Source organism: Acinetobacter sp. GW821-FHT09D10 (genome assembly GCF_059416285.1).
On the sequence record NZ_JBWKOW010000001.1, the window covers coordinates 887812 to 913848 of the forward strand.

General features: G+C 37.8%; 25 protein-coding genes. 17 read left to right on the plus strand and 8 right to left on the minus strand.

From position 1 onward, the window contains the following. Positions 1 to 33 precede the first annotated feature (33 nt). The 3 genes from AC07M3_RS04115 to AC07M3_RS04125 all read right to left on the minus strand — a co-directional run bounded on the left by AC07M3_RS04115 (position 34) and on the right by AC07M3_RS04125 (position 1807). On the minus strand, positions 34 to 162 hold the full coding sequence (locus tag AC07M3_RS04115; protein ID WP_494566603.1) for a hypothetical protein: 129 nt from the start codon (positions 160 to 162) through the stop codon (positions 34 to 36). Positions 163 to 279: 117 nt separating this feature from the next. Further along, positions 280 to 1152, minus strand: coding sequence for an alpha/beta fold hydrolase (locus AC07M3_RS04120; protein ID WP_494566604.1), 873 nt, complete (start codon positions 1150 to 1152; stop codon positions 280 to 282). 55 nt (positions 1153 to 1207) lie between these two features. Then, the gene (locus AC07M3_RS04125) at positions 1208 to 1807 is read right to left on the minus strand and encodes a TetR/AcrR family transcriptional regulator (RefSeq protein WP_199990871.1); all 600 of its coding nucleotides are present in this window, start codon (positions 1805 to 1807) and stop codon (positions 1208 to 1210) included. A gap of 284 nt (positions 1808 to 2091) precedes the next feature. On the opposite strand from AC07M3_RS04125, the gene leuE reads away from it, so the two are divergent. Continuing rightward, entirely contained in the window at positions 2092 to 2736 is a 645-nt protein-coding gene (gene leuE / locus AC07M3_RS04130) for a leucine efflux protein LeuE (protein ID WP_494566605.1), read from the plus strand. A 110-nt stretch (positions 2737 to 2846) separates the two neighbouring features. Here leuE and AC07M3_RS04135 read toward each other — a convergent pair whose 3' ends face one another. Further along, the gene (locus AC07M3_RS04135; protein ID WP_494566606.1) at positions 2847 to 3446 is read right to left on the minus strand and encodes a TetR/AcrR family transcriptional regulator; all 600 of its coding nucleotides are present in this window, start codon (positions 3444 to 3446) and stop codon (positions 2847 to 2849) included. A gap of 180 nt (positions 3447 to 3626) precedes the next feature. Here AC07M3_RS04135 and AC07M3_RS04140 point away from each other — a divergent pair, with 180 nt between their 5' ends. The 3 genes from AC07M3_RS04140 to AC07M3_RS04150 are packed head-to-tail and all read left to right on the plus strand — an operon-like array spanning position 3627 to position 6498. Further along, positions 3627 to 4679: a sugar phosphate isomerase/epimerase family protein gene (locus AC07M3_RS04140; protein ID WP_494566607.1), complete on the plus strand. Its 1053-nt coding sequence runs from the start codon at positions 3627 to 3629 to the stop codon at positions 4677 to 4679. 21 nt (positions 4680 to 4700) lie between these two features. Continuing rightward, entirely contained in the window at positions 4701 to 5600 is a 900-nt protein-coding gene (locus AC07M3_RS04145) for an alpha/beta fold hydrolase (protein ID WP_494566608.1), read from the plus strand. After that, a complete protein-coding gene (locus tag AC07M3_RS04150) occupies positions 5584 to 6498 on the plus strand; it encodes an alpha/beta hydrolase (protein ID WP_494566609.1) in 915 nt (304 codons plus the stop codon). Before AC07M3_RS04145 ends, AC07M3_RS04150 begins: the two co-directional genes overlap by 17 nt. A gap of 121 nt (positions 6499 to 6619) precedes the next feature. On the opposite strand, the gene AC07M3_RS04155 is transcribed toward AC07M3_RS04150, so the two are convergent. Then, positions 6620 to 8566, minus strand: a complete 1947-nt coding sequence (locus AC07M3_RS04155) for an acid phosphatase (protein ID WP_494566610.1) — start codon at positions 8564 to 8566, stop codon at positions 6620 to 6622. Between the two features lie 363 nt (positions 8567 to 8929). Between AC07M3_RS04155 and AC07M3_RS04160 the strand changes: the two genes are divergently transcribed. After that, positions 8930 to 9352, plus strand: coding sequence for a DoxX family protein (locus AC07M3_RS04160; RefSeq protein ID WP_494566611.1), 423 nt, complete (start codon positions 8930 to 8932; stop codon positions 9350 to 9352). Positions 9353 to 9481: 129 nt separating this feature from the next. Here AC07M3_RS04160 and AC07M3_RS04165 read toward each other — a convergent pair whose 3' ends face one another. Next, positions 9482 to 10858: an EAL domain-containing protein gene (locus AC07M3_RS04165; RefSeq protein WP_494566612.1), complete on the minus strand. Its 1377-nt coding sequence runs from the start codon at positions 10856 to 10858 to the stop codon at positions 9482 to 9484. A 369-nt stretch (positions 10859 to 11227) separates the two neighbouring features. Here AC07M3_RS04165 and AC07M3_RS04170 point away from each other — a divergent pair, with 369 nt between their 5' ends. The 4 genes from AC07M3_RS04170 (at position 11228) to AC07M3_RS04185 (ending at position 16185) form a co-directional block, all read left to right on the plus strand. Next, positions 11228 to 11734, plus strand: coding sequence for a sigma-70 family RNA polymerase sigma factor (locus tag AC07M3_RS04170; protein WP_375036816.1), 507 nt, complete (start codon positions 11228 to 11230; stop codon positions 11732 to 11734). A 30-nt stretch (positions 11735 to 11764) separates the two neighbouring features. Continuing rightward, a complete protein-coding gene (locus tag AC07M3_RS04175; protein WP_494566613.1) occupies positions 11765 to 12721 on the plus strand; it encodes a FecR domain-containing protein in 957 nt (318 codons plus the stop codon). A gap of 68 nt (positions 12722 to 12789) precedes the next feature. Then, a complete protein-coding gene (locus AC07M3_RS04180; RefSeq protein WP_494566614.1) occupies positions 12790 to 15333 on the plus strand; it encodes a TonB-dependent siderophore receptor in 2544 nt (847 codons plus the stop codon). A 153-nt stretch (positions 15334 to 15486) separates the two neighbouring features. Next, complete coding sequence (locus tag AC07M3_RS04185; RefSeq protein WP_494566615.1) at positions 15487 to 16185, plus strand: DUF1826 domain-containing protein; 699 nt, start codon at positions 15487 to 15489, stop codon at positions 16183 to 16185. Positions 16186 to 16227: 42 nt separating this feature from the next. Here the strand turns inward: AC07M3_RS04185 and AC07M3_RS04190 are convergent, their stop codons facing one another. Beyond that, entirely contained in the window at positions 16228 to 16698 is a 471-nt protein-coding gene (locus AC07M3_RS04190) for a Csu type fimbrial protein (protein ID WP_494566616.1), read from the minus strand. Between the two features lie 511 nt (positions 16699 to 17209). On the opposite strand from AC07M3_RS04190, the gene AC07M3_RS04195 reads away from it, so the two are divergent. From AC07M3_RS04195 to cuyB, 6 genes are all read left to right on the plus strand, one after another. Then, entirely contained in the window at positions 17210 to 17647 is a 438-nt protein-coding gene (locus AC07M3_RS04195) for a DUF2147 domain-containing protein (protein ID WP_199990884.1), read from the plus strand. 335 nt (positions 17648 to 17982) lie between these two features. Beyond that, on the plus strand, positions 17983 to 19062 hold the full coding sequence (locus AC07M3_RS04200; protein WP_494566617.1) for a taurine ABC transporter substrate-binding protein: 1080 nt from the start codon (positions 17983 to 17985) through the stop codon (positions 19060 to 19062). Between the two features lie 9 nt (positions 19063 to 19071). Further along, entirely contained in the window at positions 19072 to 19851 is a 780-nt protein-coding gene (locus AC07M3_RS04205; RefSeq protein WP_494566618.1) for an ABC transporter permease, read from the plus strand. After that, the gene (locus AC07M3_RS04210) at positions 19851 to 20642 is read left to right on the plus strand and encodes an ABC transporter ATP-binding protein (protein WP_494566619.1); all 792 of its coding nucleotides are present in this window, start codon (positions 19851 to 19853) and stop codon (positions 20640 to 20642) included. Before AC07M3_RS04205 ends, AC07M3_RS04210 begins: the two co-directional genes overlap by 1 nt. Before the next feature lie 17 nt (positions 20643 to 20659). Further along, positions 20660 to 21682, plus strand: a complete 1023-nt coding sequence (cuyA, locus tag AC07M3_RS04215; protein WP_494566620.1) for a D-cysteate sulfo-lyase — start codon at positions 20660 to 20662, stop codon at positions 21680 to 21682. Position 21683: 1 nt separating this feature from the next. Next, positions 21684 to 22409, plus strand: a complete 726-nt coding sequence (gene cuyB / locus AC07M3_RS04220; RefSeq protein WP_494566621.1) for a cysteate racemase — start codon at positions 21684 to 21686, stop codon at positions 22407 to 22409. A 171-nt stretch (positions 22410 to 22580) separates the two neighbouring features. Here the strand turns inward: cuyB and AC07M3_RS04225 are convergent, their stop codons facing one another. After that, the gene (locus tag AC07M3_RS04225) at positions 22581 to 23531 is read right to left on the minus strand and encodes an AraC family transcriptional regulator (protein WP_494566622.1); all 951 of its coding nucleotides are present in this window, start codon (positions 23529 to 23531) and stop codon (positions 22581 to 22583) included. Between the two features lie 421 nt (positions 23532 to 23952). On the opposite strand from AC07M3_RS04225, the gene oxdA reads away from it, so the two are divergent. Beyond that, a complete protein-coding gene (gene oxdA, locus AC07M3_RS04230) occupies positions 23953 to 25002 on the plus strand; it encodes an aliphatic aldoxime dehydratase (protein WP_494566623.1) in 1050 nt (349 codons plus the stop codon). A 113-nt stretch (positions 25003 to 25115) separates the two neighbouring features. Beyond that, positions 25116 to 25967 (plus strand): transporter, encoded by an 852-nt coding sequence (locus AC07M3_RS04235; RefSeq protein WP_494566624.1) that lies wholly within the window; start codon positions 25116 to 25118, stop codon positions 25965 to 25967. Positions 25968 to 26037: the final 70 nt, after the last annotated feature.

A 26037-nucleotide genomic window follows, 5' to 3' on the forward strand; every position in this document is an offset into this window, starting at 1 on the left:
GTTTGAACGAAAGTTTGGTATGAAAAATATGAATTACCTGAGAAAGTTTTTCTTGTGAATATCCCGCGCTATCTGCCCCATTCCATTTTCAGAAATGTAATCACCATGTTCTCCAAAAATCTGCATACCATATTTAGCGGACTCTCCACCTAACTCAGTCATAAATGCTTTTCCTCATTAAATCATTATTAAAAAGGGCCTCTACATATAGTTAGGAAGTTCTAACTTCAGTTATCATATAAAACTGCCTCTGTAGAGACAGTTTTATATTGAGAAAATTTAAGTATTTTCTTTAATAAAACTGAGCAAATGATTCGCAAAAACTTCAGGTTGCTCTTCGGGAATAAAATGTCCACAATTTTCAATCTTAATCCCTTGAACAATATTCTTAGAAAAGTTTTTTAATGGTGTAGCCATATCAGGTATGGAACCTTGATCAGAGCTGACTGCTAATAAAGGCATTGATAATTTGGCATTTTGCATATGCCGTTTATTCTGAAGAGCCGACTGGTCTACGGAACGATAGAACTGCATTGCCGCTCTAAAGCTTCCAGACTTAGAGAAAATTCTTAGATATTCTTGCATATCTTTTTCTTCAAAAATAAAAGGATTTGCTGCTTTCTTCCTTAAAAACCAATCTAAATATATAGCTTCTTTACCTTGAATTAGATTTTCAGCAAGGTCAGGAACCATATGAAATGAGAAGTGCCAAGTTTTCCATGCCTTATCAAGTGTTACAGGTAATGCTTCAGGAAGTGTTACTCCTGGAATACCTGCATCTAACAAACATAAGGATTGGACTGTTTCTGGAAAATTATTAGCAAAAGAAAAAGCTACCCATGCACCAATATCATGACCTACAAGATGAAATCTTTTAATTTCTAATGAATCTAAGAGTTTTTTGAGTCTTAAGGAAATGCTATTAGTATCATAACCATCAACAGGATAGTCAGTATCTCCCTGTCCGGGAAGATCAACAGCAATTACTGAGTAATCTTCAGCAAGAAGAGGGATTACCTTACGCCATGCATAACTACTTTGTGGAAATCCAGCTAACAAAAGAATTGTATCTGAACTAGCGTTATTCACAGTAGTTAAGTACTGATAGCGTATCCCATCAGCAATAGCAAAATTACGATTTAATATATTCATAGCTACTCTCCAAGGTTTATTTAGGAAACAATCATTTCCCAAATTATCAAATTTTTTAAGTGAACAACTTCATAATTAATGAAATTATAGAATCATTAGGACTTGTAGATGATGTTTTTCCTGCGACTCTAATTCCTAACACCAGACAAAGTAAGAGTGAAGCAGCTTGATCAACATTCAACTCCTGATTAATAGAGCCGTCAGCTTTACCCTCTTCAATAAGTTTTTTGATATTTGATAAATTTTTATTTAAAGCAAATTCTATTGCTCTAGTTAATTCATGATTTAGTACTTCGATTTCAATCGCACTACCAACAACAAGACATCCCTTTTTACCTTCTAACTCTTTAACAGAATCAATATAAAAATTTAATAAGTTCTGAATCTTTTCATAACCTGTATTTACATGGCTTAAATATTCATTTAATTCTTTTTTTCGTAGCAGAAGATAACGATTAAATACCTGATAAAAAAGATTATGTTTATCACCAAATGCCTTATAAATACTACCCACTGTTAAATTCATAGCTTTACTTAGGTCAGATATACTTGTTGCATGGAATCCCTGACAACGGAATACATCCATTGCTTTATCTAAGGCATTATCAAGATCAAATTCTCTTGGCCTTCCTCTACTCGTATTTTCTACATTCACTGATTAGTCACCACATAGGAAACAAACATTTCCTATATAGTAGAGTAAGTTCAAATCAAAAACCATAAAATTGGAAATTAATTTTTTCAAATAATGGCAATCTATGTATCTTAAAGTAATAAAGACAAAGTATTTTGCCGTGTCTTCCAATATTAACTACTCTCTTAATTTTATTGATTGTAAAAATAATTTAAGCTTAAAAACTATGGTATTCCCATCTACATAGCTTTTACGAGTTTATTAATTAAAAAACATGATTAATTTCATAAATTTAAGATGGATTTATGCTTTCTAATTTTGGCATTATAAATTTTTGGACTTATTTGTTGGGTGTAACGTTAATAATACTCGCTCCCGGTCCTGAAACGATGTTCGTCATTAAGACAAGTATTAAAAGCGGAGTAAGAAAAGGGTTCGCGGCAATTCTATCCATTGTTCTGAGTGATGTATTATTAGTATTCATGGCTTGGGGCGGTCTTGCGGCTGTAATTAGCTCTACTCCCTTTTTATTTAACACAATAAAATATGCTGGAGCAGCGTATCTCTTTTATTTAGGTGTGCAAACACTTTATTCTCTTATAAAACCAAAAGTAAAAAATGAAATAGAAGAAACAGAATTAAAAGATGATAGTGGGATAATAGGACAAGGAATGCTGGTAACTCTCCTCAATCCGAAAACACTTCTATTTCATATTTCCTTTTTTTCCCAATTCATTAATATTCATGCTCCACACATATGGATAGCCTTTATAATACTCACTACCGTAATGCTTACAATCACATTGATTTATCTTAGTTTTTTAGTATTTTGCGGTGCATATTTAGTTAGCCGTTTAAAAGGAAATAGAATACTTTCTATTTTGGGAAATATGCTTATTGGTTTTTTCTTCATAGGTTTTGCTGCAAAATTATTATATTCAAGCTATTGATATAGTTCCTACTCCATCTTAAAGCAAAGTTCTCTTAGCTCTTTGCAAAACTAATTCCATCATATTTAGAATTCTTTCAAAGCACCACAAATCAAACAACTACAAATTAATCAATAATTTATAACATATTGATCTAGATTTTTTAATGCAAAATGAATCACCTGAGAAAGCTCTTCTGGTGAATATCCATCTCTTGCTTGAACAGATAATCCATGAAGAACAAGTGCGTAATACTGCCCCAGCGTTTCAGGATTTGCTTCAGCCACTAATTGACCGTCTGATTTTGCCTGAACAAATCGATCGACCAGACTCTGCCCTCGTGCAATACGTTGTGCTTTCATCCAATCCAAAACAGCTTGGTTTTCTTCGCCTAGCACACTCGCTGCGGACACAACCATACATCCATACGAATGGTTGGCTTGCGTGTAAAGCGCTAGTGCATCTTGAAATAATTGGCTGATGGCATCTTTAATATTTTTTTGCTTTAAAGCGTTTAAGGCAAAGTTACCTTCATTTTTTTCGTAGTGATTTACGGCCTCTCTAAACAAAGCCTCTTTCGAGCCAAATGCTTTATAAATTCGAGCTGAGGCAATCCCTAAAACTTCAACTAAATCTGACATGGATGTACCTTCATAGCCATGAAGCCAGAAAAAATCTCTCGCCTTTACGAGGGCTTCTTCTCGATCAAACTCTCTTGGTCTGCCAGCCATAATGACACTTCATCAAATTTATTACGTCTTTTTATTATTATTCGAAAAAAATATTTTCACAAATAAATCAATGAGATTTATTCAAAATACTTTCGTTTTGTTTTGATTTTCCAATAAAAAGTTGTTTTTATCCAAAATTAAGCCTATTGTTTGTCGATCGACAACTAATTAGGTTTTATTATGAAAACCATCAAAGGCCCTAGTATTCATCTTGCTCAATTCAGCGATGATGTTTTTCCTTTTAACCGTCTAGAAGATATTGCTGCTTGGGTATCAAGCCAAGGCTTTGAAGCGGTACAGCTTCCTGCTTGGGATAAGCGCTTATTTGATGTCAATTTGGCAGCAGAAAGCCAAGATTATTGTGATGAAATATTAGGTACTTTAAACAATCATGGCTTAAAAATTAGTGAGTTAACAACACACATCTTTGGGCAGTTAATGGCTGTGCATCCTGCTTATGACTCAATGTGCGATAACTTTGCTCCATCTCATTTACATGGTAATTCATCAGCTAGAACCGAGTGGGCAAAACAACAAATGCTCGCTTCAATTCAGGCATCTGCCCGCTTAGGTCTCAAAGATATGGGGACATTTTCTGGTTCGCTGGCATGGCCTTACGTATTTCCATTTCCTCAAAGACCATCAGGGCTTATCGAAACGGCTTTTGATGAATTAGCACGTCGTTGGCTTCCTATTTTGAATGCTTGTGATGAACAAGACGTAAACCTTTGCTATGAAATTCACCCCGGTGAAGATTTGCATGACGGCATTACATTTGAAATGTTTTTAGAGCGAACTCACAACCACCCACGTTGCCATATTCTTTTTGACCCAAGCCATTTTGTTTTGCAGCAACTGAACTATGTGGAATATATCGATATCTATAAAGATTTCATTCGCATGTTCCATGTTAAAGATGCCGAATTTAATCCAACAGGCCGCCAAGGAATGTACAGCGGCTATCAAAGCTGGGGAAATCGAGCGGGTCGATTCCGTTCTACGGGTGATGGGCAAGTTGACTTTAAAGCGATTTTTTCCAAGTTAGCGCATTACGACTACGAAGGCTGGGCAACGTTGGAGTGGGAATGCTGCCTAAAAAATAAGGATGATGGTGCGCGCGAAGGTGCCGAGTTTATTAAGCAAAATATTATTCATGTCACCGATAAAGTGTTTGATGACTTTGCTGCTGCCCCTGTGAATCAGACTCAAATTAATCAGTTATTAGGTATTTAAGGAATCGTAAGAGAACTCAACATGAAAACTCAATTATTCAATGAAAACTCGCATAACGAATTCCACCATCATTACACTCACATCGAAAGTAAAAAATTACACTATGTCACCTTAGGGGAAGGTCCAGCTGTATTGCTTATTCCAGGCTGGCCGCAAACATGGTACGCGTGGCACAAAGTCATGGTTGAATTGGCGAAACAGGGTTATCAAGCAATCGCTATTGATTTACCCGGAACAGGAAATTCAGCTCCACTTGAGGGAAGTTATGATACGGGGCGTATTGCTAAAATTTTATCGATGCTCATGACTCAACTTGCATATCCAACTTATTCGGTTGTTGGTCATGATATTGGGATGTGGGTTGCCTATGCGCTTGCATCCGACTTTCCTAAGTCAGTGACTCGTCTTGCGGTAACAGAAGCTGTGATTCCCGGTTTAGCACCCGCACCTCCTATTTTTGTTGAGCCGAGTGAAAATATCTTTCTTTGGCACTTCATGTTTAACCAAACCCTAGATTTACCTGAAGCTTTAATCGCGGGCCGTGAAGATACTTATTTAAATTATATGTTTGATAAATGGTCGTGGCACAAAGATAAAGTTGCGACTGAAACTTATATTGAAGCCTATAAAATTCCGGGTCGTTTAACGGCAGGTTTTAATTATTACCGCTCTATTCCAGAGACCATACGTCAAAATAAAATTAGAGAAACTAAAAGTTTAGAAATGCCAGTTTTAGCCATAGGCGCTGAACATGCCACAGATAATGCGCCTTATGAAACCATGAAAAAGGTTTCACCTCATTTAACCAGTGCGATTGTAAAAGACTGCGGTCATTTCATTATGGAAGAACAGTCAGAAACATTTAGTACTCTCATTTTAGATTTTTTACAGCAGGAAAAAAGCCATGCCTCTACTTGCTGAAATTGAAAACTGGCTTAAATCCAGACCAATCGCACAAGCCGTAAACTCGTTGCAAGAGCTAAGGGAACAAGTAAATAAAGACATTATTGATCAGCAAGGCATTCAACATGATGCAAGCTATCAGCAAAGTTTTTATGTGGCTGTGTCAGATGGTGCCGAAATTGAAGTGCGTGTTTATGTTCCCCATTCATTAGAAAACACTGAACAACGACCTGCTTTAGTTTTTGCTCATGGTGGAGGCTGGTGTCTGGGAAGTTTAGACGCATGGGACCGCTCGTGTCGGTTATTAGCAGAATCCACTCAACTGGTTGTGTTTTCTGTGGACTATCGATTGGCTCCAGAGTTTAAGTTTCCAACACCTTTAAATGATTTTTTTACGGCATTTCGCTATATCAGCGAAAATGCTTCACTGTTTGGAATTGATCCAAACCGTATGGCGGTAGGTGGAGATAGTGCAGGCGCAAATATAGCTGCCGCCTCATGTCTCATGGCAAAACAACATCCAGAAATTAAGGTGAGCCATCAACTTCTTTTCTACCCAGCCTTAGATGCCACGATGAGTAGTAATTCTTATAGCCAATACGCCGAAGGTTATGGTTTGGACTCATCTACAATGGTTTATTGCTGGGATCAATATGTGCCGCATGAAAGTGAAAAACAGAATGAACTTGTAAGCCCGTTACTTGCTCAGTCTTTAGAGGGGCTACCGGATGCGACCATTTTTATTTGTGAATATGATCCCGTTCGGGATGATGGTGAAAGATATGCTCAAAAACTGTGGGATGCCGGTATTCAGGTGAACTTTCATTTGTTAGACGGAATGATTCATGGCGCGATTCACATGCTGGCAATTAGTCCCGAGAAAGTAAAATCTATCTATAGCAAAATTCGTATGTAGATATATTTTTCCATTATTCAAACATGTTGCTTAGTCGGGCCACTCTTCAAAATTGTTTAATTACACTTCTGGAGTGGCCCAATTAAATTTTAACTATGGATGTCGGTTATCTCAGTTACGCTTATGACACCGTGAACTTAACGCTATTATTTTGATAGATTGGCGTAATATCCTTGCCATTCAGTGTCACTTTTTTGTAGGTGCCTTGGACTTTCTTAGCTGATAACACCGTATACGTTCCTGCCGCTAAATTGTCTTTTGTGACGAGCTGCAATGTTCCATTTAAAGTCAGGGTATTTGCCACTTGAACTGCTGGAAGTACATTCGATTTTAAAGTGATGTTGAATGTCGTTCCTGCAAGCTGAGTTAAATGACCCGCAATGTTAACTGTTTTAGCTGAGTTGGTTTTTAAGGTGCTATTTTCATGCATATAAATATCGCCTTGGCCTGCCCCATGTTCAGACAATATTTCTAAACCACCCTGCTTTAAATCAATACCACCAGTAAAGGAGTTATTACCAGTCAGTGCTAAAGTTCCCGTGCCTAATTTGGTGAGTTTCCCAGCACCCGTAATATCATTACTCCATTGGTCATATTGGCTAAAGCCACCTAAACTGGCATTCATAGTCAGATTAACATCACCATCAAAACTGCCATAACCTGCGCCCGCTCTAAACAGATTTAAGCGACCATAACCCTCAACGTCATCCATGACAGGATACCCCGAAGCAAGCGCAGTCGATTTTAGTACTACACGGCGCTGATTGGCCGTTAAATAAGGAAGTCGAGTTTCCAGTAAAACCTCTGCGCCTTTAGGCACCGTGGCTATTTTTGTTTTATCGCCAATTTGGTTAAAACCATAGGTCATCCAGTGATTCACCTGTTGTTTTAATTTTTCAAGATCGGCAAAATGGTCATTAGTGTCATAAGGTGTTTTAGCCAAACTATAAAACGATTCAAACGTTGAGCTATTGGTTTCTTTCATAAGCTGTGTTTGCGCTTGAAGATACGCTTCTTTTCGTTGCTCTACAGTCATAGCATTTAAGTTTGCAACATCTGCTGCAATGGACTGAAGACGTCCACCAATCACGTCCATGGCTGAATGCATTCCCGCAATAATACGTGAATCACCCAAATCTAAACCACGAGCGATAATTTCTTGATAACGCTGAGGCACTAAATAAGCCATTGCAATTGCATTTCGGCCAGCTTCGGCTGTGTGCCCACTTGGGAAACCACCGTCCGTTGTTGGCGTACTACTTTTTGCAGGTTCTAAACTCGGTACAACAATAACTTCTGAACTCCAGCGCCACGGGCGAGCATATTTATAAAAACGCTTTGCTGACTCTGTCGAAGAGTTATTTCCCATCGCTTGAACAAATTCAACGACTTTTCCAAAGTTGGCATTTCCATCAACTGTCGTCAGTCCACTATTATTGCCTTTGTCATCATATTTTACTTGTGCGGCATCGGCTGGTACTGAATTGATTGTGGTGGTCTGCCCAGTAAGCTTTCTCCATGGATCAGTCAATGCTCCCATCCCTGTCGTGACACTATAGCTTTTTCCACGTCTATCATCTAAATAGGCACGAATAGCTTCTTCTTCTGTACGTTTATGGGTGGTCTGAATTGAATAATTAATATTGTAGTTCAATACATCTGCATTCTTTTTTGTACCGTCCGTACTGTCACCCGGTAAACCTGTCCAGTTTGATGCGACTACTGCCGGAAAGCCGTCTTTTGCCTCCGCAGATTGGCCTGCATCTACAAATAAACTTGAGGGTGTCCATACATCTAAAAAGCCACTCAGCACACGTACACCTGCATTTGTTTCAACCGTTGCATACCGCGCATCACCACGTTGATTGGTCATCCATGAATCTACAATGGTGGTGATATTTGATGGTACAGGAGCGGTATCTTCATATCCTACGCCCTTTGGCGCTGCTGGTATTTCTTGATTTGCTGCAGAATTATCATCAGAAGAGTTACTGTCATTACAACCCGTAAAAAAGACCGAACAAGAGATAAGCGAAAGTAAAAGTGTATTTATTTTAAAGCTAGACATGATGTGACCCGTTTAATAAATATTCGTATCTTTCATCATTAATGTTTAGCTGTTATTACATATCGCTAGTTAGTTTAAATTTATTCTAAATAATATCTTTGCAGTTTTATAGGTCGTAACTGCTCATAAGCAAATGAATGAGGAAATTCTTTAAAGACAAGGATATCTAGGTTCAGAGGACGCAATTGTGAAACATTCTAGGTGATACTATACTCATACTCAGGAACACCATGTTTGGTATGGGCTGATTCGGCTATCGATATAGAATTATAAGAGTACAACCACTCTAATTAGAACTATCAAAAACGATTAAAGGTGCTCTCTATCACACTATCAACAATATACATATAAGGTGTATTTCACATGAATAACTTACAATATTTTGAGCTAAAAAGTGCCAGATCAATTTTATTATTACTTGCACGTGTACTGCTAGTTGCTCTTTTTCTCATCTCAGGTATACCAAAATTGATTGGGTTTGAGGGCACTGTGGGTTACATGCAATCATTACATACCCCTGTCCCTGTTCTTGCAGCCGCTATTGCTGTAGCAATGGAAGTAGGTGGTTCTCTTCTTATTGTGCTTGGCTTCTTTACCCGTCCAGTTGCTTTAATTTTTGCTTTATACACACTAGGAACTGCAATCATCGGCCATGCGTATTGGAATATGACAGGTGATGCCGTTCATCCTAATATGATTAATTTTTACAAAAATATAAGCATTATAGGTGGATTCATTTTATTAGCGTTCACTGGTCCTGGAACTATCTCTTTGGATAAAAAGTAATATCCTTTAGTTTCCAGTTAATTTAAAAAGCATTGGGCTAAACGCAATAAACAAACATAACGAAGTTAAGAAAAAAGAGAGCTCAAGCTCTCTTTTTATTTAAAGACCTAATACAACATAAGAAGAACATCAAAAATTATTCAGATGCGGTAATTGTTCAAGAAAATCTTTTAAAGGCATTGGACGTCCCCATAAATAGCCTTGAAACTCCGTACAGCCATTGTTTTTAAAAGTGCTAAATTGTTCAGCGGTTTCTATTCCTTCTACTAAAACACGAAGGTTCAAATCTAATCCAATTTTAATAATACCGGTAACTAATTTATTACTACGTTTATCATCCAAAGCTGCTTGTACAAAGCTACGATCAATCTTGATTTGTCTAATGGGCATCTTCTGTAAATAGCTTAAAGATGAATACCCCGTACCAAAATCATCAAGAGAAAGCTGAATCCCTTGTTTAGATAAAATATGCATTTTTTCAATCATGCTTACACAATTCGTTAAAGCAATATTTTCAGTGATTTCTAATATGAGTCGAGATGGATTTATCTCATACTGCTGAATCAGCCCGATCACACTCTGCTCAAAGTTTGGTTGCATGAAATGATCAGCACTAATATTGATTGAAAGTGTAAGATTTTTGGTCTCGTCTTTTTTACTCCAATCTTTTAAAACTTTACAGGCTTGAGCCAATACCCACTCCCCAATCTCTGGCATTAACCCAAAAGTTTCGGCCGCGGGAATAAAATCTTTTGTGGGAACATAACCTAAAACAGGATGATGCCATCGTAATAAAGCTTCTGCGCCAATTAGTGTTTCAGAAGCATTGATTTGCGGTTGATAAAAAAGCTCAAATTGTTCTTTAGCCAGTGCTAAACGTAGGTCTTGCACCATGGTATTTTCTGTTTGTATCTCTAATTGCATGGTGTAAATTGAAATACAAATCATGAGGGTAGCAACACATGTCGCTATCCATCCACCATGGTCACGAATATCTTCGGGCAAAGGTATAGCGCTATCAAGATTAAAAGAGCTGCCACTAAAAAATATAAAGCACCCGATCGATAATAGAATTAAAACGATTTGTAAAAAGCTTGGATTTCTACGGTAATTTAAATACCCCAATATCGCCCCAGCAGGTAAAAACAATTGAGCCACCTGCGGACGGTCACTTGTAGCTACATCAAAAAATAAGCAAAAAATCACTGGAAAAACAAGCAAAACGACTTGAGATAAAAGAATGCCCGCTGAAACACGGTTTATATAAATGAGAAAAAGGCTAAATATGGAGATCAGTGTAAAAAAGATGTCCATCCCAACAATCAGCCACATTTGTGCAAATGCGAAATATATGGTCCAAAACAAGCAAAAAATAATGCAAATAAAGATATTCGCTTTTGCTGCGATTGTAAGCTGCTGATCCTTTACGGCGCGGTAATTTTTCTGACGTTTTTTAAAGTAAGATGAAGCTATCATAAATAAATCAACCGTAAAATATTTCTTCATAGACCCCCATCTTGCTCATTGATTTTCCTTTTCAATATTCACCAATAAAACTTCATGTTTTATTCCCTTGTTCTTTATATGATTCGTCTTGAGATCGGTGTTGTTTTAATTGTGGTGGTACAGTCCAGTTGTTTAATTGAATGATGTTGCTTTTTCAATCACCCTATAATTTTAAAGTATTATTCTCTAACGATACATGCCTCAGCGACGAAGGTACAGGCTTTAAATAGTGAAAAATTAGAACATTACCATTTTTAGAATATATCGTTTCAATGATTGATATTAATAATAATTATCATTACTATTTAAGAATATCTTAAATGTTTGTTTAATTGTGCTACTCATTACCAATTTGTGGGCTCCTCTGCTATGAACCTGAATGTAGATAAACAAGTATGGTTTAGCCAAATTTACCGTTCTCAGCAAACCACGCTCTTGTCATGGTTTAAACATAAACTTCAGCATCATCATCAATCTGAAGACCTGAGTCAGGAAGTGTTTTATCGTGCTTTAAAAAGTGAATATTGTTTTAAACAAATTAAAGAGCCACAAGCATGGCTAATGGGAATCGCCAAGCATGTCATGATTGATTATTGGCGGCGTCAGCATATTGAAAGTCTCTATCTCGATGCCCTACAACATCTTCCAGAAGAATATTACCCCTCTGCCGAACATGAAGTTTATATTCAAGAAACCTTGTATCAGGTTCATTTAATATTAGAAAAGCTCCCCACCCGAACGGCTCAAGTGTTTTTGATGTCTCAACTAGATGGCATGACTTACCGAGAAATTAGTGAAAAAATCAATATTTCTGAGGCCACTGTAAAAAGAGATATGAAACAAGCTTTTTTAGCATGTATAGACCTCTATAATTAAACCCGTTAAACGCGCTTAAATTGCTACCCTATGTCAGATATTACGAAAATCCCTCATCATGTTTTAGATGCAGCCGCAGATTGGTTGGTACTTTTGAATTCAGGGGAAATGACAGCGTTACAGCAGCAACAGTTTGAGCAATGGAAAGCTGAAAAAAAAGAACATCAACTAGCACTCCAGCAAATGGAAAAATTTAGCCACGGCTTAACAAACCTTGCAGGTAACTTCCCTTCCCAAGCTTTGGTTCAGTCTAATCAAAAATTTAATCTCGCCGCAAAACGCAATATGCTGTTAAGCCTTTCAGGTTTAGTCATCGTTGGCTTGTCTGCCTATTGCATACCTTGGGAAAAATGGCAGTCCGACTACCACACCCAAGTGGGCGAAATTAAGAAAGTGCTATTAAAAGATGGTTCACAACTGATTATGGCAAGTAATTGCTATGTCGATGTGAATTTCACGCAAGAGACACGTCAGATAAAGCTGATTGATGGTGAAATCTATATTGAGACAGCAAAAGATCCTCAGCATCGGCCGTTTATTGTGGAAACTAAGAATGGTTCAGTAGAAGCACTAGGTACTCAATTTACAGTTAGGCAAGAAAGTAGCGAACAAACAAAAGTTAAAGTCTATAAGCACGCGGTAGCAATTGAACCAGAGAACTCGTCTAAACGGCAGATATTAAAACAAGGTCAGCGTGCTTTTTTTGATGAAAAATATATTTCAAAATCACTCCCGCTCGATAATGATCAGCCTTACTGGACACAACAACTTTTAGTGGTAGATCAGTGGCCGCTACAAAAAGTGTTGGATGAACTATTCCGTTATAAAAAAGGAACCTATAGCCTCGACCCAGAATTGAAAAATATTAAGATTTCTGGCGTGTTTTCTCTAAAAAATCCTCAGCAAAGCTTAGAAACTTTGGCGTATAGCCATCAACTTGAACTGACCTATTACAGTCCTTATCTGTTAAATATTAAAAAAAGATAAAAAAACATGACCCTTTTTTTGATCTGGTTCGACTAATAGAGAAATACACTCTCTGTCGAGAAGACCACATGAAGGATTATCAAGCAAAAAGTAAATTGGCTTTGGCTATACGTGCAGTGCTGTGGAGTACGCCATTGGTGGTCACGGCGCTTACCACAACCTCTGCTTACGCTGCACAAACTTATAGTATTTCAATTAATCAAAGCACCCTTGATCAGGCCATTAAGCAACTTGCGATTCAAACAGGTACGACCATTAGCTACGATAATGCCAGCCTTTCAAAAACAAAAAACAAAGCGCTTAAAGGGAATTACGCTGTTGACGATGCTTTAAGCCTGCTATTACAAAATCAGCCATTTGAAGCAGTTAAAGTCAACAATGGCGGCTATAGCATTCGAGTGAAGTCTTCTCCTGCTCCGATTGAAGCCAAAGTCTTTCAGTTGGAAACGATTAAAACCAAAGCAAATAACAATAATGAATTTGATACGGCGAATGGTGAAACGGGTACGGCTCATTTAGCAACAATTCACATTAATGCAGATCATGGTGAAAACCTAACAACCGAAGGTTCTGGTTTATATACGGCGAAAGCCACCACGGCTTCTACAGGCTTAGCTTTAAGTTTGAAAGAAACACCTCAACTGGTCAGTGTAATCACCAACCAACAAATGAAAGATCAAAACCTGACACAATTAACCGATGTTGTCAGTCAGGCGGCAGGACTCTCTATTAAACAAGGCGGAAATATTGGTAGTGATAATTCCCCTATTTACGCTCGCGGTAAAGAAGTAGATAGTTATTTACTCGATGGCGTGAAGCTCATGAGTTCATATTCAAGTATTTTCCAAAGTCAGGACATGGCTTTATTTGACCGTGTAGAGGTTGTGCGAGGTGCAAATGGCTTAATGACGGGTGCTGGAAGTGCAAGCGCAAGTATTAATCTGGTCCGCAAAAAACCATTACAGGACTTTAAAGCTTCGGTGAGTGCTGACATTGGTTCTTGGGATTCTTACCGTACCGATATTGATGTTTCTACACCGCTTAATGAATCAGGAAGTATTCGTGGTCGTACCCTGTTTGCCTACCAAAAATCAGACTCTTATATCGACCGTTACAACGAAGAGCGTAAAGTGGCTTATGCCGTAGTAGAAGCCGATTTAACCGACCAAACCAAAGGTAGTTTAGGTGTTAGTTACCAACAAATTGACATGACTGGCGTTGCTAGAGGTGGCTTACCAAGCTTTTATACCGACGGGAGTTTAATCGACTGGTCACGTTCAGATTCAGCCGCAGCAAGTTGGACGGGTTCTGACCGTTCTACTACATCTTACTTTGCAGATATTGAACACAAGTTAAATGACCGCTGGAAATTAAAAGGTGTGGTGTCTAGAACCATTACAGACTCAGACGAAATTGTGGGTTATACCTACTCAAGTCAAGGGATTGATAAAGCCACAGGTAGCGGAGCGATGTTGTATGCAACCCGTTGGGATTATCGCCCAACTCAAGATTTATTTAATTTAACCTTAAACGGTTCATTTGATTTGTTTAATCAAACTCATGATGTAGTACTCGGCACAACCTACACAAAAAGTAAAAATAAACGCCCTACCTATTCGGGCTGGAATAACACAGTTGACGATAAAATGACATGGGATGGAACTCTAAACGATATTTTTGCTTGGGATGGTAGTACACCTAACCGCCCCGAAACAAAAATAGATGGTTGGTACAGTGGAGATGATCGTAGCCAATCTATTTTTGGTGCCATTCGTCTTAAAGCAACCGATAATCTTGCGGTCATTTTAGGCACACGTGTAGAAGACTGGGAGCGCGTAACGGGTAACCATTCAGATGCTAACAATAAGACTACCTATACAACACAAGAAGAAAGCGGCAAAGTCATTCCATATGTCGGTGTTACCTATGATTTCACTGACAACTGGACTGCGTATGCAAGCTACACCAATATTTTTTCACCGCAAGATAAGAAAGCCGTTACAGGCGAATACATAGACCCATTAATAGGTAATAGTACCGAGCTGGGTATTAAGGGTGAATTTTTTGATAATCAGTTAAATGTCGGAGCTGCTATTTATCAAACTAAAGAGGACAATACTGCTGTCGCGTTAACCGATGTATTTGCCCCAGATGGTTCTCAAGCATATCGAACAGAATCTGGCACTGAAAGCCGCGGCTTCGAAATTGAAGCGACAGGTAAGTTGACTGATTTATGGCAAGTTTCAACAAGCTTTAGCCGTAACTTATCAAAAGATAGCCAAGACAACCGATTAAATACAGGTGTACCAAATAACACAGCTAAACTATTTACCACCTATACCCTACCTTATCTTGATGAAGCCCTCACCATTGGCGGCGGTGTTCGTTGGCAAAGTGAAATTTATGAAAAAAATGCAGTCTCTGCAACGGGTAGATTCACTCAAGAAAGTTACGCTTTAGTCGACTTAATGGCACGTTATAAAGTGAACAATAATCTTATGCTCAATTTTAATGTTAATAACTTATTTAATGAGAAATACCATTTAGCGACGACAAATAGCTATTACGGCGCTCCAACCAATTTTCGAGTGGGCGTGAAATATGAGTGGTAAATAGATCAGTCGACTTCTAATAACCTTACTTCAGAGGCAAATAACGTTCTTCTGGAGTAAGGTTAAATCGGCTTAATAAGCTGGACTAGAATATTTTCGACTAAGCTCAGGCTATAATATTAGACATGCTCTATTATTTTATTTAATTCTCATATGAAGAATGCATTTTCTGACAACAATCAAATTAGACAAGTTTCTAGTTTCCCTGAACTTATAAGTACAAAGTTTCAAGGAGAGGCAAATGCGATGTGTTGGCACAGAAATTTGGTTGGTGACTTTAAAGAAATTGTGAATAAACTTCATTTAAAAGAAAATATTACAGAAGTTTCCGTTGAAGACCTTTTAGCGCTACAGCTTTCAGAACAAGGCAATTTGGCAAGGAAAACTATTTTAGAAGATATCGAGCAGTTAACTGAATTTGGTGCATCGCCAGTACTTAACTTACTTAAACATTATGAGCGCGATGAAGAGCTAGATTTCATTTCAACAGACGTATATTCATTTCATGTTGATCGCTCCCCAATTGAAACCGACACCTTTTTATGTACTTATCACGGCGCTGCTAGCGATATTGTGCCCAATGATCAGGTTGAACAAAAAGTTTTAATCCCAGAAATTAGAAACAAGCTCAAAGAATTACATGATGGCCCAGATGCTGAATTTGAAGCTTTCTTGGCAGAGTATTTTTTTGATTTACATTATCAACCTAAACTTAACGCCCAACCTGTAAATTTAGGCACAGGACATTTGTGGCGTTTGGCTGTAGACCATCCTACACAGCAGGTTTTACCTTGTGTTCATAGGGCACCTATTGAAAAGGATGGCGAGTATCGGTTGCTACTGATTTGTTAAGTGTTTCAGTGGTTCTTATATTCATCATTATTTTTTCTATTGTTAATATATGACATTCACACGAACCCAATCCTCATACTTGGTTGCCTGAACATTGGTACTTGATGTAATTGCCCCATGAATAGGAATAATTTCTTTCATTCCTGTCGCAATTCCTGAACGTATTTTACTTCCCGATCCTCCCCAAATTTGGGTATGACCAGCATCTTGATAGAGTACATATGCAACAGATGCTGTGCTTGCAGCAGATTTAAGTTCAAAGTTATTGTCTGAAGTTACCGCCAATTGATACGGTGTATTTTGACTACATTGGACAGATACATCCGTTCTTGCACCAGCAACTGGCTGAGAGCGAACAACTGAACCAAAATCTAAATTTCCTTGGGTGGAAACTTCACATGTTTCTACAATGGTTAAACTGACCTTTAATGCTGTAGATGTATTTCCAGCATCTGCACTATTTATTATCAGCATTCCCATAAGAGAAAATAAGGCGTATTTAATGACTTTCATTTCTTCTCCTTATATTTTCGTTCTAATATCTATTCATCTTTATATTGTTATTTCTCTGTTCTTACTAAAGAAACAGTTTTCAGGATGGTTTAGTTATAAAACTTAATATTGCGGACTGTCAATCCATACTAAACAAATGATTTTCATATTATTTTTCAGAATTTGTGATGAATTACACGCAATCCAACCAATTTAAAAAGTAGTTGATGTTTTCATTTCCCTTAAACACATATTTTGTCATCATTTATCACAATGTATACCAGTCTACTCCCTCCTAATTCTAAAGATTATTAATAATCTGATCATCAGCTTTTGAGACCACATTTAATGATTATGTCCATTATCGCAATTGCATAAAAAAAACGATCAAAATAATATTACGCGAAATAGATTATAACTTTACATATTATTTATCTTATTGATTCAATATAAAGAAGATTGTGAAGTTAAATTTAAAATGAATCATTCTGGCGATTAAAGCCACCCATTTTTAATTAGAGAAACTATTGATATGAAAAAATATTTATTATTACTTTTACTCAGCTTTTATTCGATTCATTCATTTGCTTCAGACAAACTACATGGCAGTGTTTGGAAAACAATTGATGATGCAACCAATGAACCCAGAGCACTGGTAAAATTTAGCGAAGATAAAAATGGTAACCTCTCTGCTAACATCGAAAAAATACTCGTTCCGAGTGAAGCCAATAAATGTACGATGTGTGAAGGTACCTACAAAAATAAATCTTTAATTGGTTTAACCATTGTCAAAAATTTAAAAAGTGTAGGTCAAAATAAATATGACAAAGGATCTATCCTCGACCCACAGTCAGATAAGACTTATAAATTTAATGCAACAGTATCACCAGATGGGCAAAAACTTACCGCTCGTGGATACATTGGTATTTCTGCAATTGGACGGAACCAAACATGGTATCGAATTAAATAAGCTTCGAGGTCTTTAAAAGACTTTGTTTATAAATTGCATGGTTTTTTGACGTAATCCTTTATCTCAAGAGCCATGCAATTTTTTGAATATTCTTAGGTTAATTAATAAGTTTAATCATGTACTAAACCTATAAGTAAATAGTTTTAAAAAGTTCTTATTTTTTCATGCACCAATTTTAACTAAAAGGACAACTATCAAGTTTAAGTGATAAATAATGCTTTTTTATTCATAAATATAAACTCATCTTTGCATATATCCATTCCACTTTTTCATATTTTTATTAATCATAAATTTTCACTAAGATCGAGTAAATTTCGAAAATTACTGGAAATATAATGTTGTTTGCAACACATTTTCACTTTAAAAATGCGGTCTTATCATTAGGGGTTCTCAGCTTTGCACTTTTAACGGGTTGTGGAAATAATTCACAGCAAAATAATGAAACTAAGGTAGAAGCTTCTCAAACTGCGTCTGCTGCTGAACTTCCAAAAGAAGTACGGTTTGCTTGGGGCGGCGGCCCACGAGTTTGGGTTCTTGGTAAAGCTGATGGAGATTTTGAAAAAGCTTTAGGTACAAAAATTAAGTGGGTTGAATTTGCTTCGGGTGCAGATGTAATTAATTACTTCGCCGCAAACGAAATTGATATTGCTCGTTTTGGTTCAAGCCCAGCTGTTGCTGGTATCACTCGTGGACTACCAATTGAAATCATTGGTTTGGAAGGTCTAATTTCTGGTGCAGAACGTTTAATCGTCCGTCCTGACATTAAAAACCTGCAAGATCTGGTAGGTAAAAAAGTTGCCTTCCCCGCAAACTCCACTGCGCAATATGCTTTAGAACAGGCCCTTGCATTAAATAAAATTGATAAATCAAAAATCAAATTAATCCCACTTAAGCCTGCTGAAATTGTTTCTGCATGGACACGTGGTGATATTGATGCAGCCTATGTTTGGGGACCATTTACTCAGCAGCTAGAAAAAGAAGGCGGTAAAGAAATTTATCGTACAACGACGCTAAATGAAAAAGGCATTTTGGTTTACAACAACTTTGCTGTCCGTAAAGAGTTTGCAGAAAAACACCCTGATCTTGTAATTAAATTCTTGAAAGCTTACCAAGAACAAGTTGATGAATATAAACAAGATCCTAAAGCTGCTTCCCAAAAAATTTCTAAATATTTAAGCCTTCCATATGATCAAGTCGAAACCACACTTGCTGGTATTGAGTATATTCCTCTGAAAGATCAAGCCACTGAAAAATATTTAGGTGCGACACCAAACGATGAAAACTCTGGCTTAGCTAAAGCAACTCAAGATATTGCTAAATTCTTAGTCAATATTGGCGAGTTGAAACAATCAGATGTTCCAAAGAGTTATGCGCCTAATATCGACAGTAAATACCTTATTGAAGCGACAAAATAAGGTTATGAGATGATTCAGTTGAACCCGTTTAAAATAAAAGTGATTAGTACATTATCGCTAATCACTTTTGTGATTATTTGGCAGCTTGTGTGTACATTTAAACTTGTCTCACCAATTTTGTTGCCCTCTCCTCTACAGATTTTAGATACCGTTTTAGATTTATTTAAAAACGGTTACCGTGATGCTCCTTTTTACCAACACATTTTAGTAAGTACGGCGCGTGCATTCTTTGCATTCTTCGTTGCAATCATTATTGGTGTGCCTTTGGGATTATTAATGGGTCGTAGCCCTGTACTTAATGCCGTTTTAGATCCATTTGTACAATTCTTACGCCCTATTCCCAAAATTGCTCTCATTCCATTAGTTGTTGTGTGGCTAGGGATTGGCGAGGAATCTAAGTTTTTCCTTATTTTTATTGCGACTTTGCTTAGTGTCATTGTGGGTGCAACAGCTGCAAGCCAAAACGTTCCATATGGTTTGATTCAAGCAGCACAAACGATGGGCCTAAGAAAAACAGCAATCTTATTTCGTGTCATTTTACCCTCTTCGCTTCCTGAGATTTTCACCACCATTCGTTTATCTATTGGCATTGGTTGGACATCATTAATTGCAGCGGAAATGGTTGCAGCAACTTCTGGTTTAGGCTGGATGATTATTAATGCCGGCTCTTATTTGCGTACAGATGTTGTGATTGTCGGAATTATTTTACTTGGAACAATTGGCTTTATTTTAGATTGGCTCATTGTGAAAGCACAGCAAAAATGGGCCCCTTGGACAGGAAAAGCATAATGACTCAACCATTTATTGAGCTAAATAATGTTCAGAAAATATTTAAACAAAACAAAACGGAAAATACGGTCTTAGAAGATATTAATCTGAAAATTCCTGAAGGTCAGTTTGTTTGCTTACTTGGGCCTTCTGGCTGTGGTAAATCAACTATTTTGAACTTACTTGCTGGTTTTGAAAAACCAACTTTAGGTGACATTTATGTAGATGGTCAAACCATCTCAGCACCGGGCGTTGACCGAGCTGTTGTATTTCAACAGGCTCAGTTATTTCCTTGGCTCACAGTAAAAGAAAATATTCAATTTCCACTTAAGCAATCAAAAGCTGAAGCTAAATATATTGCTGAGCAAACTGAATACTATTTAGAAAAAACGGGCTTGAAGAAATTCGAAAATCATCGAATTTGGCAAATCTCAGGTGGTATGAAGCAACGTGTTGCCCTTGCCCGTGCGTGGGTTATGAAGCCAAAGATTTTATTGATGGATGAACCTTTTGGGGCTTTAGATGCTCAAACACGTATTTTGATGCAGGAAACACTGACTCAGCTTTGGCAAGACAATAAAACTACCGTTTTATTTGTTACTCACGATATTGATGAATCTCTACTTTTAGCAGATCGCATTATTTTAATGGCAGGCCATCCTGGGCGTATTGCTGAAGATATTCAAGTGAATTTACCCCGTGCGCGCAGCATTGAAAATATTGCGCCACAGCAAGAATTTATTGAAACCAAAAAACATATTTTAGAAATTATGCGCAAAGAAGTAAGTCGCATGATTGATTACATACATTAAATTTTTAGGACATTATTATGTTATTAAGTCATTTGCCGCGTGTTCAACTTGTTCATGCACCTACTCCTCTAGAGTTTTTACCCAATTTAACTAAAACGTTAAATGGTCCCCAGATTTACATCAAACGAGACGATGCTACAGGGCTGGCTACAGGCGGTAATAAAACCCGCAAATTAGAATTTTTAATTGGTGATGCACTTGCAAAAGGTGCAACCCATGTACTCACTCAAGGTGCAACTCAATCTAACCATGTTCGCCAAACGATTGCGGCAGCAAATAAATTTGGCTTAAAAGCATCTGTTTTACTCGAACAACGCGTTAGTGATGGTACAGATGAATATTACAATAACGGAAACTTATTGTTGGACGAGATTTTAGGTGCAACATCAATTGAAGTTGTTGCGGGTGGCACAGACATGGTTGCGGCTTTAGAAGCCAAAGCAAAAGAATTAGAACTACAAGGTGATCGCCCGTATATTATTCCGGGTGGTGGCTCAAACGCTATTGGTGCTTTAGGTTATGTATCAACAGCAATTGAATTAATCAACCAACTTAACCAGATTCAACTCGCTCCGACTCATCTTGTACATGCAACAGGTAGCACGGGTACTCAAGCTGGCCTCTTAGTGGGTATTGCGGCAACTCACTCAAACTTACCAGTACTCGGTATTAGTGTTCGTGCTGAAAAATCTAAACAAGAAGAAAATGTTTATAAACTTACTCGCGCAACTTTAGAGCATCTTGGTTTAAGCGCAGATCTTATTGCCCGTGAAAAAGTGATTGCAAATAGTGACTATGTTGGCGATGGCTATGGTATTCCAACTGATAGCATGGTTGAAGCAGTTGAACTTCTGGCTCAAACTGAAGGTATTTTGCTTGACCCTGTTTACTCGGGTAAAGGTTTTGCGGGCTTAGTCGACCTCATTCGTCAAGGTCATTTCACTAAAGATGACAAAGTGATCTTCCTTCATACAGGCGGTGCCGTAGGCTTATTCGGTTATCGTAAAACCTTCTCTAAAAAAGATGCATACCGTTTGTAAGATGACTGAATTTTCACAACTCCCCATCCTTGGAATTTTGGGTGGTATGGGACCGGGCGCTGCTGTTGATTTTCAACAGCGTCTGCTCGATGCAAGCCCTGCCACTAAAGATCAGGAACATATTCCAACAATCGCTTGGAATCATGGTGGTATTCCTGACCGACAACTTGCACTTAAAAACTTAGGTGAAAGCCCTTTAAATGCAATGATACATGGACTAAAAATTTTAGAGCGTAGTGGCGTTTCTAAAATCGCAATTCCATGTAATACCGCGCACTTCTGGCATTCTGACTTACAGCAACATACCCATATTGAAATCTTAAATATGGTTGAAATTACGGTGCAACAGATTTTAAAGAACTATCAATCTGGTGATAAGGTTGGAATATTGGCAACTAAAGGTGCCCTTTCTACTCAGTTGTATCAACTTGAGTTAAGCAAGCATAACATCCCTTTTGTCATTAATTCAGATGAAGAGATAGAACAGGAATTTATGCCAGCTGTTTATGCTGTAAAACGCAATGAATCGGCTAAAGCGGGTAGCGTTTTTCAAGAATTAAGCCAAAGACTCATAGATAAAGGTGCTGGTTCGATTATTTTAGCTTGTACAGAAATTCCGATTGGGTTACATGCAATCCAATCTCCAATTTTAGATGTGAGCTTTGATACCACACAAATTTTGGCGGATGCTTGTGTAAATTGGTTTTATCGAAATACGCAACTCTAAAATGATGTTCTCCAAATCTAAAAAGCTGAATAATTGGTCGGAACCAAACGTGGTATCGAATTAAATAAGCTTTGAGGTCTTTAAAAAACTTTATTTATAAATTGCATGGTTTTTTGACTTAATCTGTTATCTCAAGAGCCATGCAATTTTTTCCAAATCTTCTAAATATTCTTAACACTTTTTAAAATATTCTCGAGGTGTTACACCAAAAGCCTTTTTGAATGCATGGCTAAAATGTGAAAAATCAGTAAAACCATAATCTAAAGCTACTTCAGAAATGCTAGCCACCCGACCACTTTTTAGTGCATCACGACTTGCTATTAAACGTTCAGACCAAATGACTGACATGACTGTCTTTTGATGTCTTGCAAATGCCCTACTCAATGTTCGTGTTGATACACAATGTGTCTGTGCAATCTTTTCTAAGTTAAGTTCAGGATTTTGTAAATTTCTTAAAATAAAACTCATCGCTTTACTATATAAATCCCGCTCAATATTTACCTTAGCAATATCCTGTACTTCTAAACTTAATACCAATAATTCTAAAGCTGATTTAGCAAAGCGTTCAGCAAAATCTATGTTGGAAAAATCAAATGCTTGATCTACTGATTGACGTAGCATCTCACGCAAAGGAATAATTCCAGGCCGAGTTTCATCCAAAACTTGAGCAGTTAAATGTTCAATATTAGGCACACGATTGATTAATAAATAACGAGGAATTCGGATTAAGTGATTTTTGTTTCCTGCTAAATTGAACTGAAAGGTTTGTGCAGCATCGTATAGCATGAGGCTATTATTTCGGTATTGTGTTGTTCTGCCACCTTGGGCTAATTGTCCACAACCATTTTCCATAAATCCAAGCCACAAATCATCATTTGGACCAAACCGTAGATGCTTTTCAGTGCGTTCCCAAAAGTGCATAGTTGATGAAATAGTGCATATATCTATCAAACCAAGATGACGTACACTCAATTCACCATTAAACGTTTTTTCATCTTCAGGTTTGCTTTGAGCTGGAATACAGTGCCGTAAGACAACATCGTTCCAATATTCGAAACGTTCAGATGCATTTATATCTTGAGTTGAATAATGAATCGGATTTAATGACTGATAATGATTCATGGCAATTTAATCCCTTATACGACTACGCAAGATGTCAAAAAATATGGTCTTGCTTTTATCAAGCAACTTTCATACCACTACTCTTCTGTTATCTCTGTGCACAGTTAAAGTCTTTTCCATAAGACCCGTTTGTTTTATTCATCTACTTATACTTTTTTACATGCTGATGGAGCAATCCTGCAATATCAACAGCTCACTATAAATTAAACGATATATTTTTTTTGATCAAATTAAAACCTGTCTTTTTTAAACAAGCGATTGTCCATTCTGACCAAGTTTCGTTTTATGCCTTGCGTAATATCAATATAACAACGGTGCTCCCCCAACATAAATAACCGTTAAAGCAACGCCTAATTTTTTGATTAAGGCAATACGAATTTTGCGATTGAAACACTGCAATAAGAGATGTAGGAGAAAGGAAATGGAATCAGCAATCGACAAACATCTAAAATGTCCTCGCACACTGAGCCGCCGAATTCATGATGAATATGCCCCCCCATTTGCCATGTGGGTAGCTCGGGCTGATGCAGATCTTCAGCAGGTTGTGATGGCTTATTTAGGTATACAGTTTAAACCTGACCAAAAAGCTGCGGCTGTAAAAGCGATGCAGCACATCGTAAAAAGTTTTGGTTTAGAAAACGGACCATTAAACCACGATATAACACATCATACTGATAATCAGAACTATGAAAATTATATTGTAGTGGGTTACTGGCGTGATCCCGCTGCCTACTGTCAATGGGCACGTTTAGCAGAGGTCAATGACTGGTGGAATTCAGATGAACGTCTAAATGATGGCATCGGTTATTTTCGTGAAATTGTTTCGCCACTGGCTGAACAATTTGAAACCTTATATGCATTTAAAGAAGATTTGCCTGGTGTAGGCGCGGTCATGGATCGTATCAGTGATGATATTCAAGAACATGGATATTGGGGATCTGCACGAGAGCGCTTTCCGGTTTCACAGACAGATCGCATGTTAGCTAATGGTGAATTAACTATACTTTCAGGCGATCCTCAAAAAGGTGGGCGTGTCGTTGTACAGGGCCATGACAATATTACGTTAATCCGCTCTGGTCAGGACTGGGTCAATGCAGATGAACAAGAAAGAGCATTATATTTTAATGAAATGCTTCCTTCATTGCAGGATGGCATGGATTTCCTTCGCGATGAAGGTCAATCTGTAGGATGCTATAGCAACCGTTTTGTTCGGAATGTTGATCTTGACGGTAACTTACTTGATATCGCTTATGATATAGGTTATTGGCGCTCATTAGATAAACTAGAACGCTGGGCAGAATCACATCCCACACATCTCAGAATTTTTACCACTTTTTTCAAAGTTGTTACCGGCTTACAAAACTTGCGTCTTTATCATGAAGTTTCAGTCAGTGATGCCAAACATCAAATATTTGAATACATCAATTGCCACTCCCAAACAGGCATGATGCGGGACGCACAGACCACCTAAATAACCCTAAAAATTATTTTATTTCACAAAAATACAGGCACAGTCTGACTGTGCTCATGGCTGGTTATTGCCTAAAGGAAATGCAAATGAATTCAAAATATTATAAATATTACATGATGTTAATAGCCCTACTGGCTGCATATGCTGAAACACATGGGGCTGAAGTTATGCCAGGTGACTATGAGCAAGCTCTCGGTGGCCTAACTCTCGGTGCAATATATTATCAACATGCCACGACCGATGCACTTTATAGCAATGGTTCAACTGCCGCAAAAGATATGAAAGTCGAATCAAACATAGGAATCGCAAGGATGATCCATGTATTCGAACTCAGCGATCGCGTCACAATTGAGCCACAGTTCTTATTACCCTTTGGTCGCGTTGAAGGCAAAGACAATGCCAGCGGACTTGGGAGCACCTCTGGTATAGGAGATCTTGTTTTAACCGCTCCTGTCCGCTATCGCTTAAATGATGCTAAAGATGTTCTTGCAGGAACGCTTTATATTAATGCTCCGACCGGAGATTACGACAATGATAAACCGTTAAATTTGGGGAGTAATCGCTGGAAACTCGATCTACAGGGTGCATATGTTAAGCATTTCACACCAAACTGGGCATTAGATCTGGTGGGTGATGTGGTGTTTTACACCAATAACGATAATTACGGAGCAAATTCTGACACCCTTAAACAGGATATCTCGTTTGAAACACAAATCATGGGACGCTATATGCCAAATGCCACAACCTCTCTAGGATTAGGCATCGGGCATAACTGGGGTGGTGAAACCAAAATCAATAATGTTTCACAGGATGACTCAACCGAAACCACCAACATTCGCTTTGCTATTAGCAAATTTATGACGCCTAAAGACCAGTTCGTCGTGCAGCTGGGACGTGATCTTTCAGTGGAAAATGGTCTGAAAGAAGATTTCCGTTTGAACTTGCGTTATTTACGTATTTTTTAAAAGTTAGCCCCTATTAGGATAACTGCTCATGTTGTCCTTTTCGAACAAATGTCTGGCGCTTTAAATCAAG

Excerpts from the sequence above, each read along its gene's own strand:
- AC07M3_RS04210 (WP_494566619.1), top strand. The coding sequence starts at position 19,851 with ATGACTCAACCATTTATTGAGCTAAATAATGTTCAGAAAATATTTAAA.
- AC07M3_RS04180 (WP_494566614.1), top strand. The coding sequence starts at position 12,790 with ATGAAGGATTATCAAGCAAAAAGTAAATTGGCTTTGGCTATACGTGCA.
- AC07M3_RS04205 (WP_494566618.1), top strand. The coding sequence starts at position 19,072 with ATGATTCAGTTGAACCCGTTTAAAATAAAAGTGATTAGTACATTATCG.
- AC07M3_RS04135 (WP_494566606.1), bottom strand. The coding sequence starts at position 3,446 with ATGGCTGGCAGACCAAGAGAGTTTGATCGAGAAGAAGCCCTCGTAAAG.
- AC07M3_RS04185 (WP_494566615.1), top strand. The coding sequence starts at position 15,487 with ATGAAGAATGCATTTTCTGACAACAATCAAATTAGACAAGTTTCTAGT.
- cuyB (WP_494566621.1), top strand. The coding sequence starts at position 21,684 with ATGACTGAATTTTCACAACTCCCCATCCTTGGAATTTTGGGTGGTATG.
- AC07M3_RS04175 (WP_494566613.1), top strand. The coding sequence starts at position 11,765 with ATGTCAGATATTACGAAAATCCCTCATCATGTTTTAGATGCAGCCGCA.
- AC07M3_RS04150 (WP_494566609.1), top strand. The coding sequence starts at position 5,584 with ATGCCTCTACTTGCTGAAATTGAAAACTGGCTTAAATCCAGACCAATC.
- AC07M3_RS04145 (WP_494566608.1), top strand. The coding sequence starts at position 4,701 with ATGAAAACTCAATTATTCAATGAAAACTCGCATAACGAATTCCACCAT.
- AC07M3_RS04155 (WP_494566610.1), bottom strand. The coding sequence starts at position 8,566 with ATGTCTAGCTTTAAAATAAATACACTTTTACTTTCGCTTATCTCTTGT.
- AC07M3_RS04170 (WP_375036816.1), top strand. The coding sequence starts at position 11,228 with ATGAACCTGAATGTAGATAAACAAGTATGGTTTAGCCAAATTTACCGT.
- AC07M3_RS04200 (WP_494566617.1), top strand. The coding sequence starts at position 17,983 with ATGTTGTTTGCAACACATTTTCACTTTAAAAATGCGGTCTTATCATTA.
- leuE (WP_494566605.1), top strand. The coding sequence starts at position 2,092 with ATGCTTTCTAATTTTGGCATTATAAATTTTTGGACTTATTTGTTGGGT.
- AC07M3_RS04160 (WP_494566611.1), top strand. The coding sequence starts at position 8,930 with ATGAATAACTTACAATATTTTGAGCTAAAAAGTGCCAGATCAATTTTA.
- cuyA (WP_494566620.1), top strand. The coding sequence starts at position 20,660 with ATGTTATTAAGTCATTTGCCGCGTGTTCAACTTGTTCATGCACCTACT.
- AC07M3_RS04195 (WP_199990884.1), top strand. The coding sequence starts at position 17,210 with ATGAAAAAATATTTATTATTACTTTTACTCAGCTTTTATTCGATTCAT.
- AC07M3_RS04235 (WP_494566624.1), top strand. The coding sequence starts at position 25,116 with ATGATGTTAATAGCCCTACTGGCTGCATATGCTGAAACACATGGGGCT.
- AC07M3_RS04165 (WP_494566612.1), bottom strand. The coding sequence starts at position 10,858 with ATGAAGAAATATTTTACGGTTGATTTATTTATGATAGCTTCATCTTAC.
- AC07M3_RS04225 (WP_494566622.1), bottom strand. The coding sequence starts at position 23,531 with ATGAATCATTATCAGTCATTAAATCCGATTCATTATTCAACTCAAGAT.
- AC07M3_RS04140 (WP_494566607.1), top strand. The coding sequence starts at position 3,627 with ATGAAAACCATCAAAGGCCCTAGTATTCATCTTGCTCAATTCAGCGAT.
- AC07M3_RS04120 (WP_494566604.1), bottom strand. The coding sequence starts at position 1,152 with ATGAATATATTAAATCGTAATTTTGCTATTGCTGATGGGATACGCTAT.
- AC07M3_RS04115 (WP_494566603.1), bottom strand. The coding sequence starts at position 162 with ATGACTGAGTTAGGTGGAGAGTCCGCTAAATATGGTATGCAGATTTTT.
- AC07M3_RS04190 (WP_494566616.1), bottom strand. The coding sequence starts at position 16,698 with ATGAAAGTCATTAAATACGCCTTATTTTCTCTTATGGGAATGCTGATA.
- oxdA (WP_494566623.1), top strand. The coding sequence starts at position 23,953 with ATGGAATCAGCAATCGACAAACATCTAAAATGTCCTCGCACACTGAGC.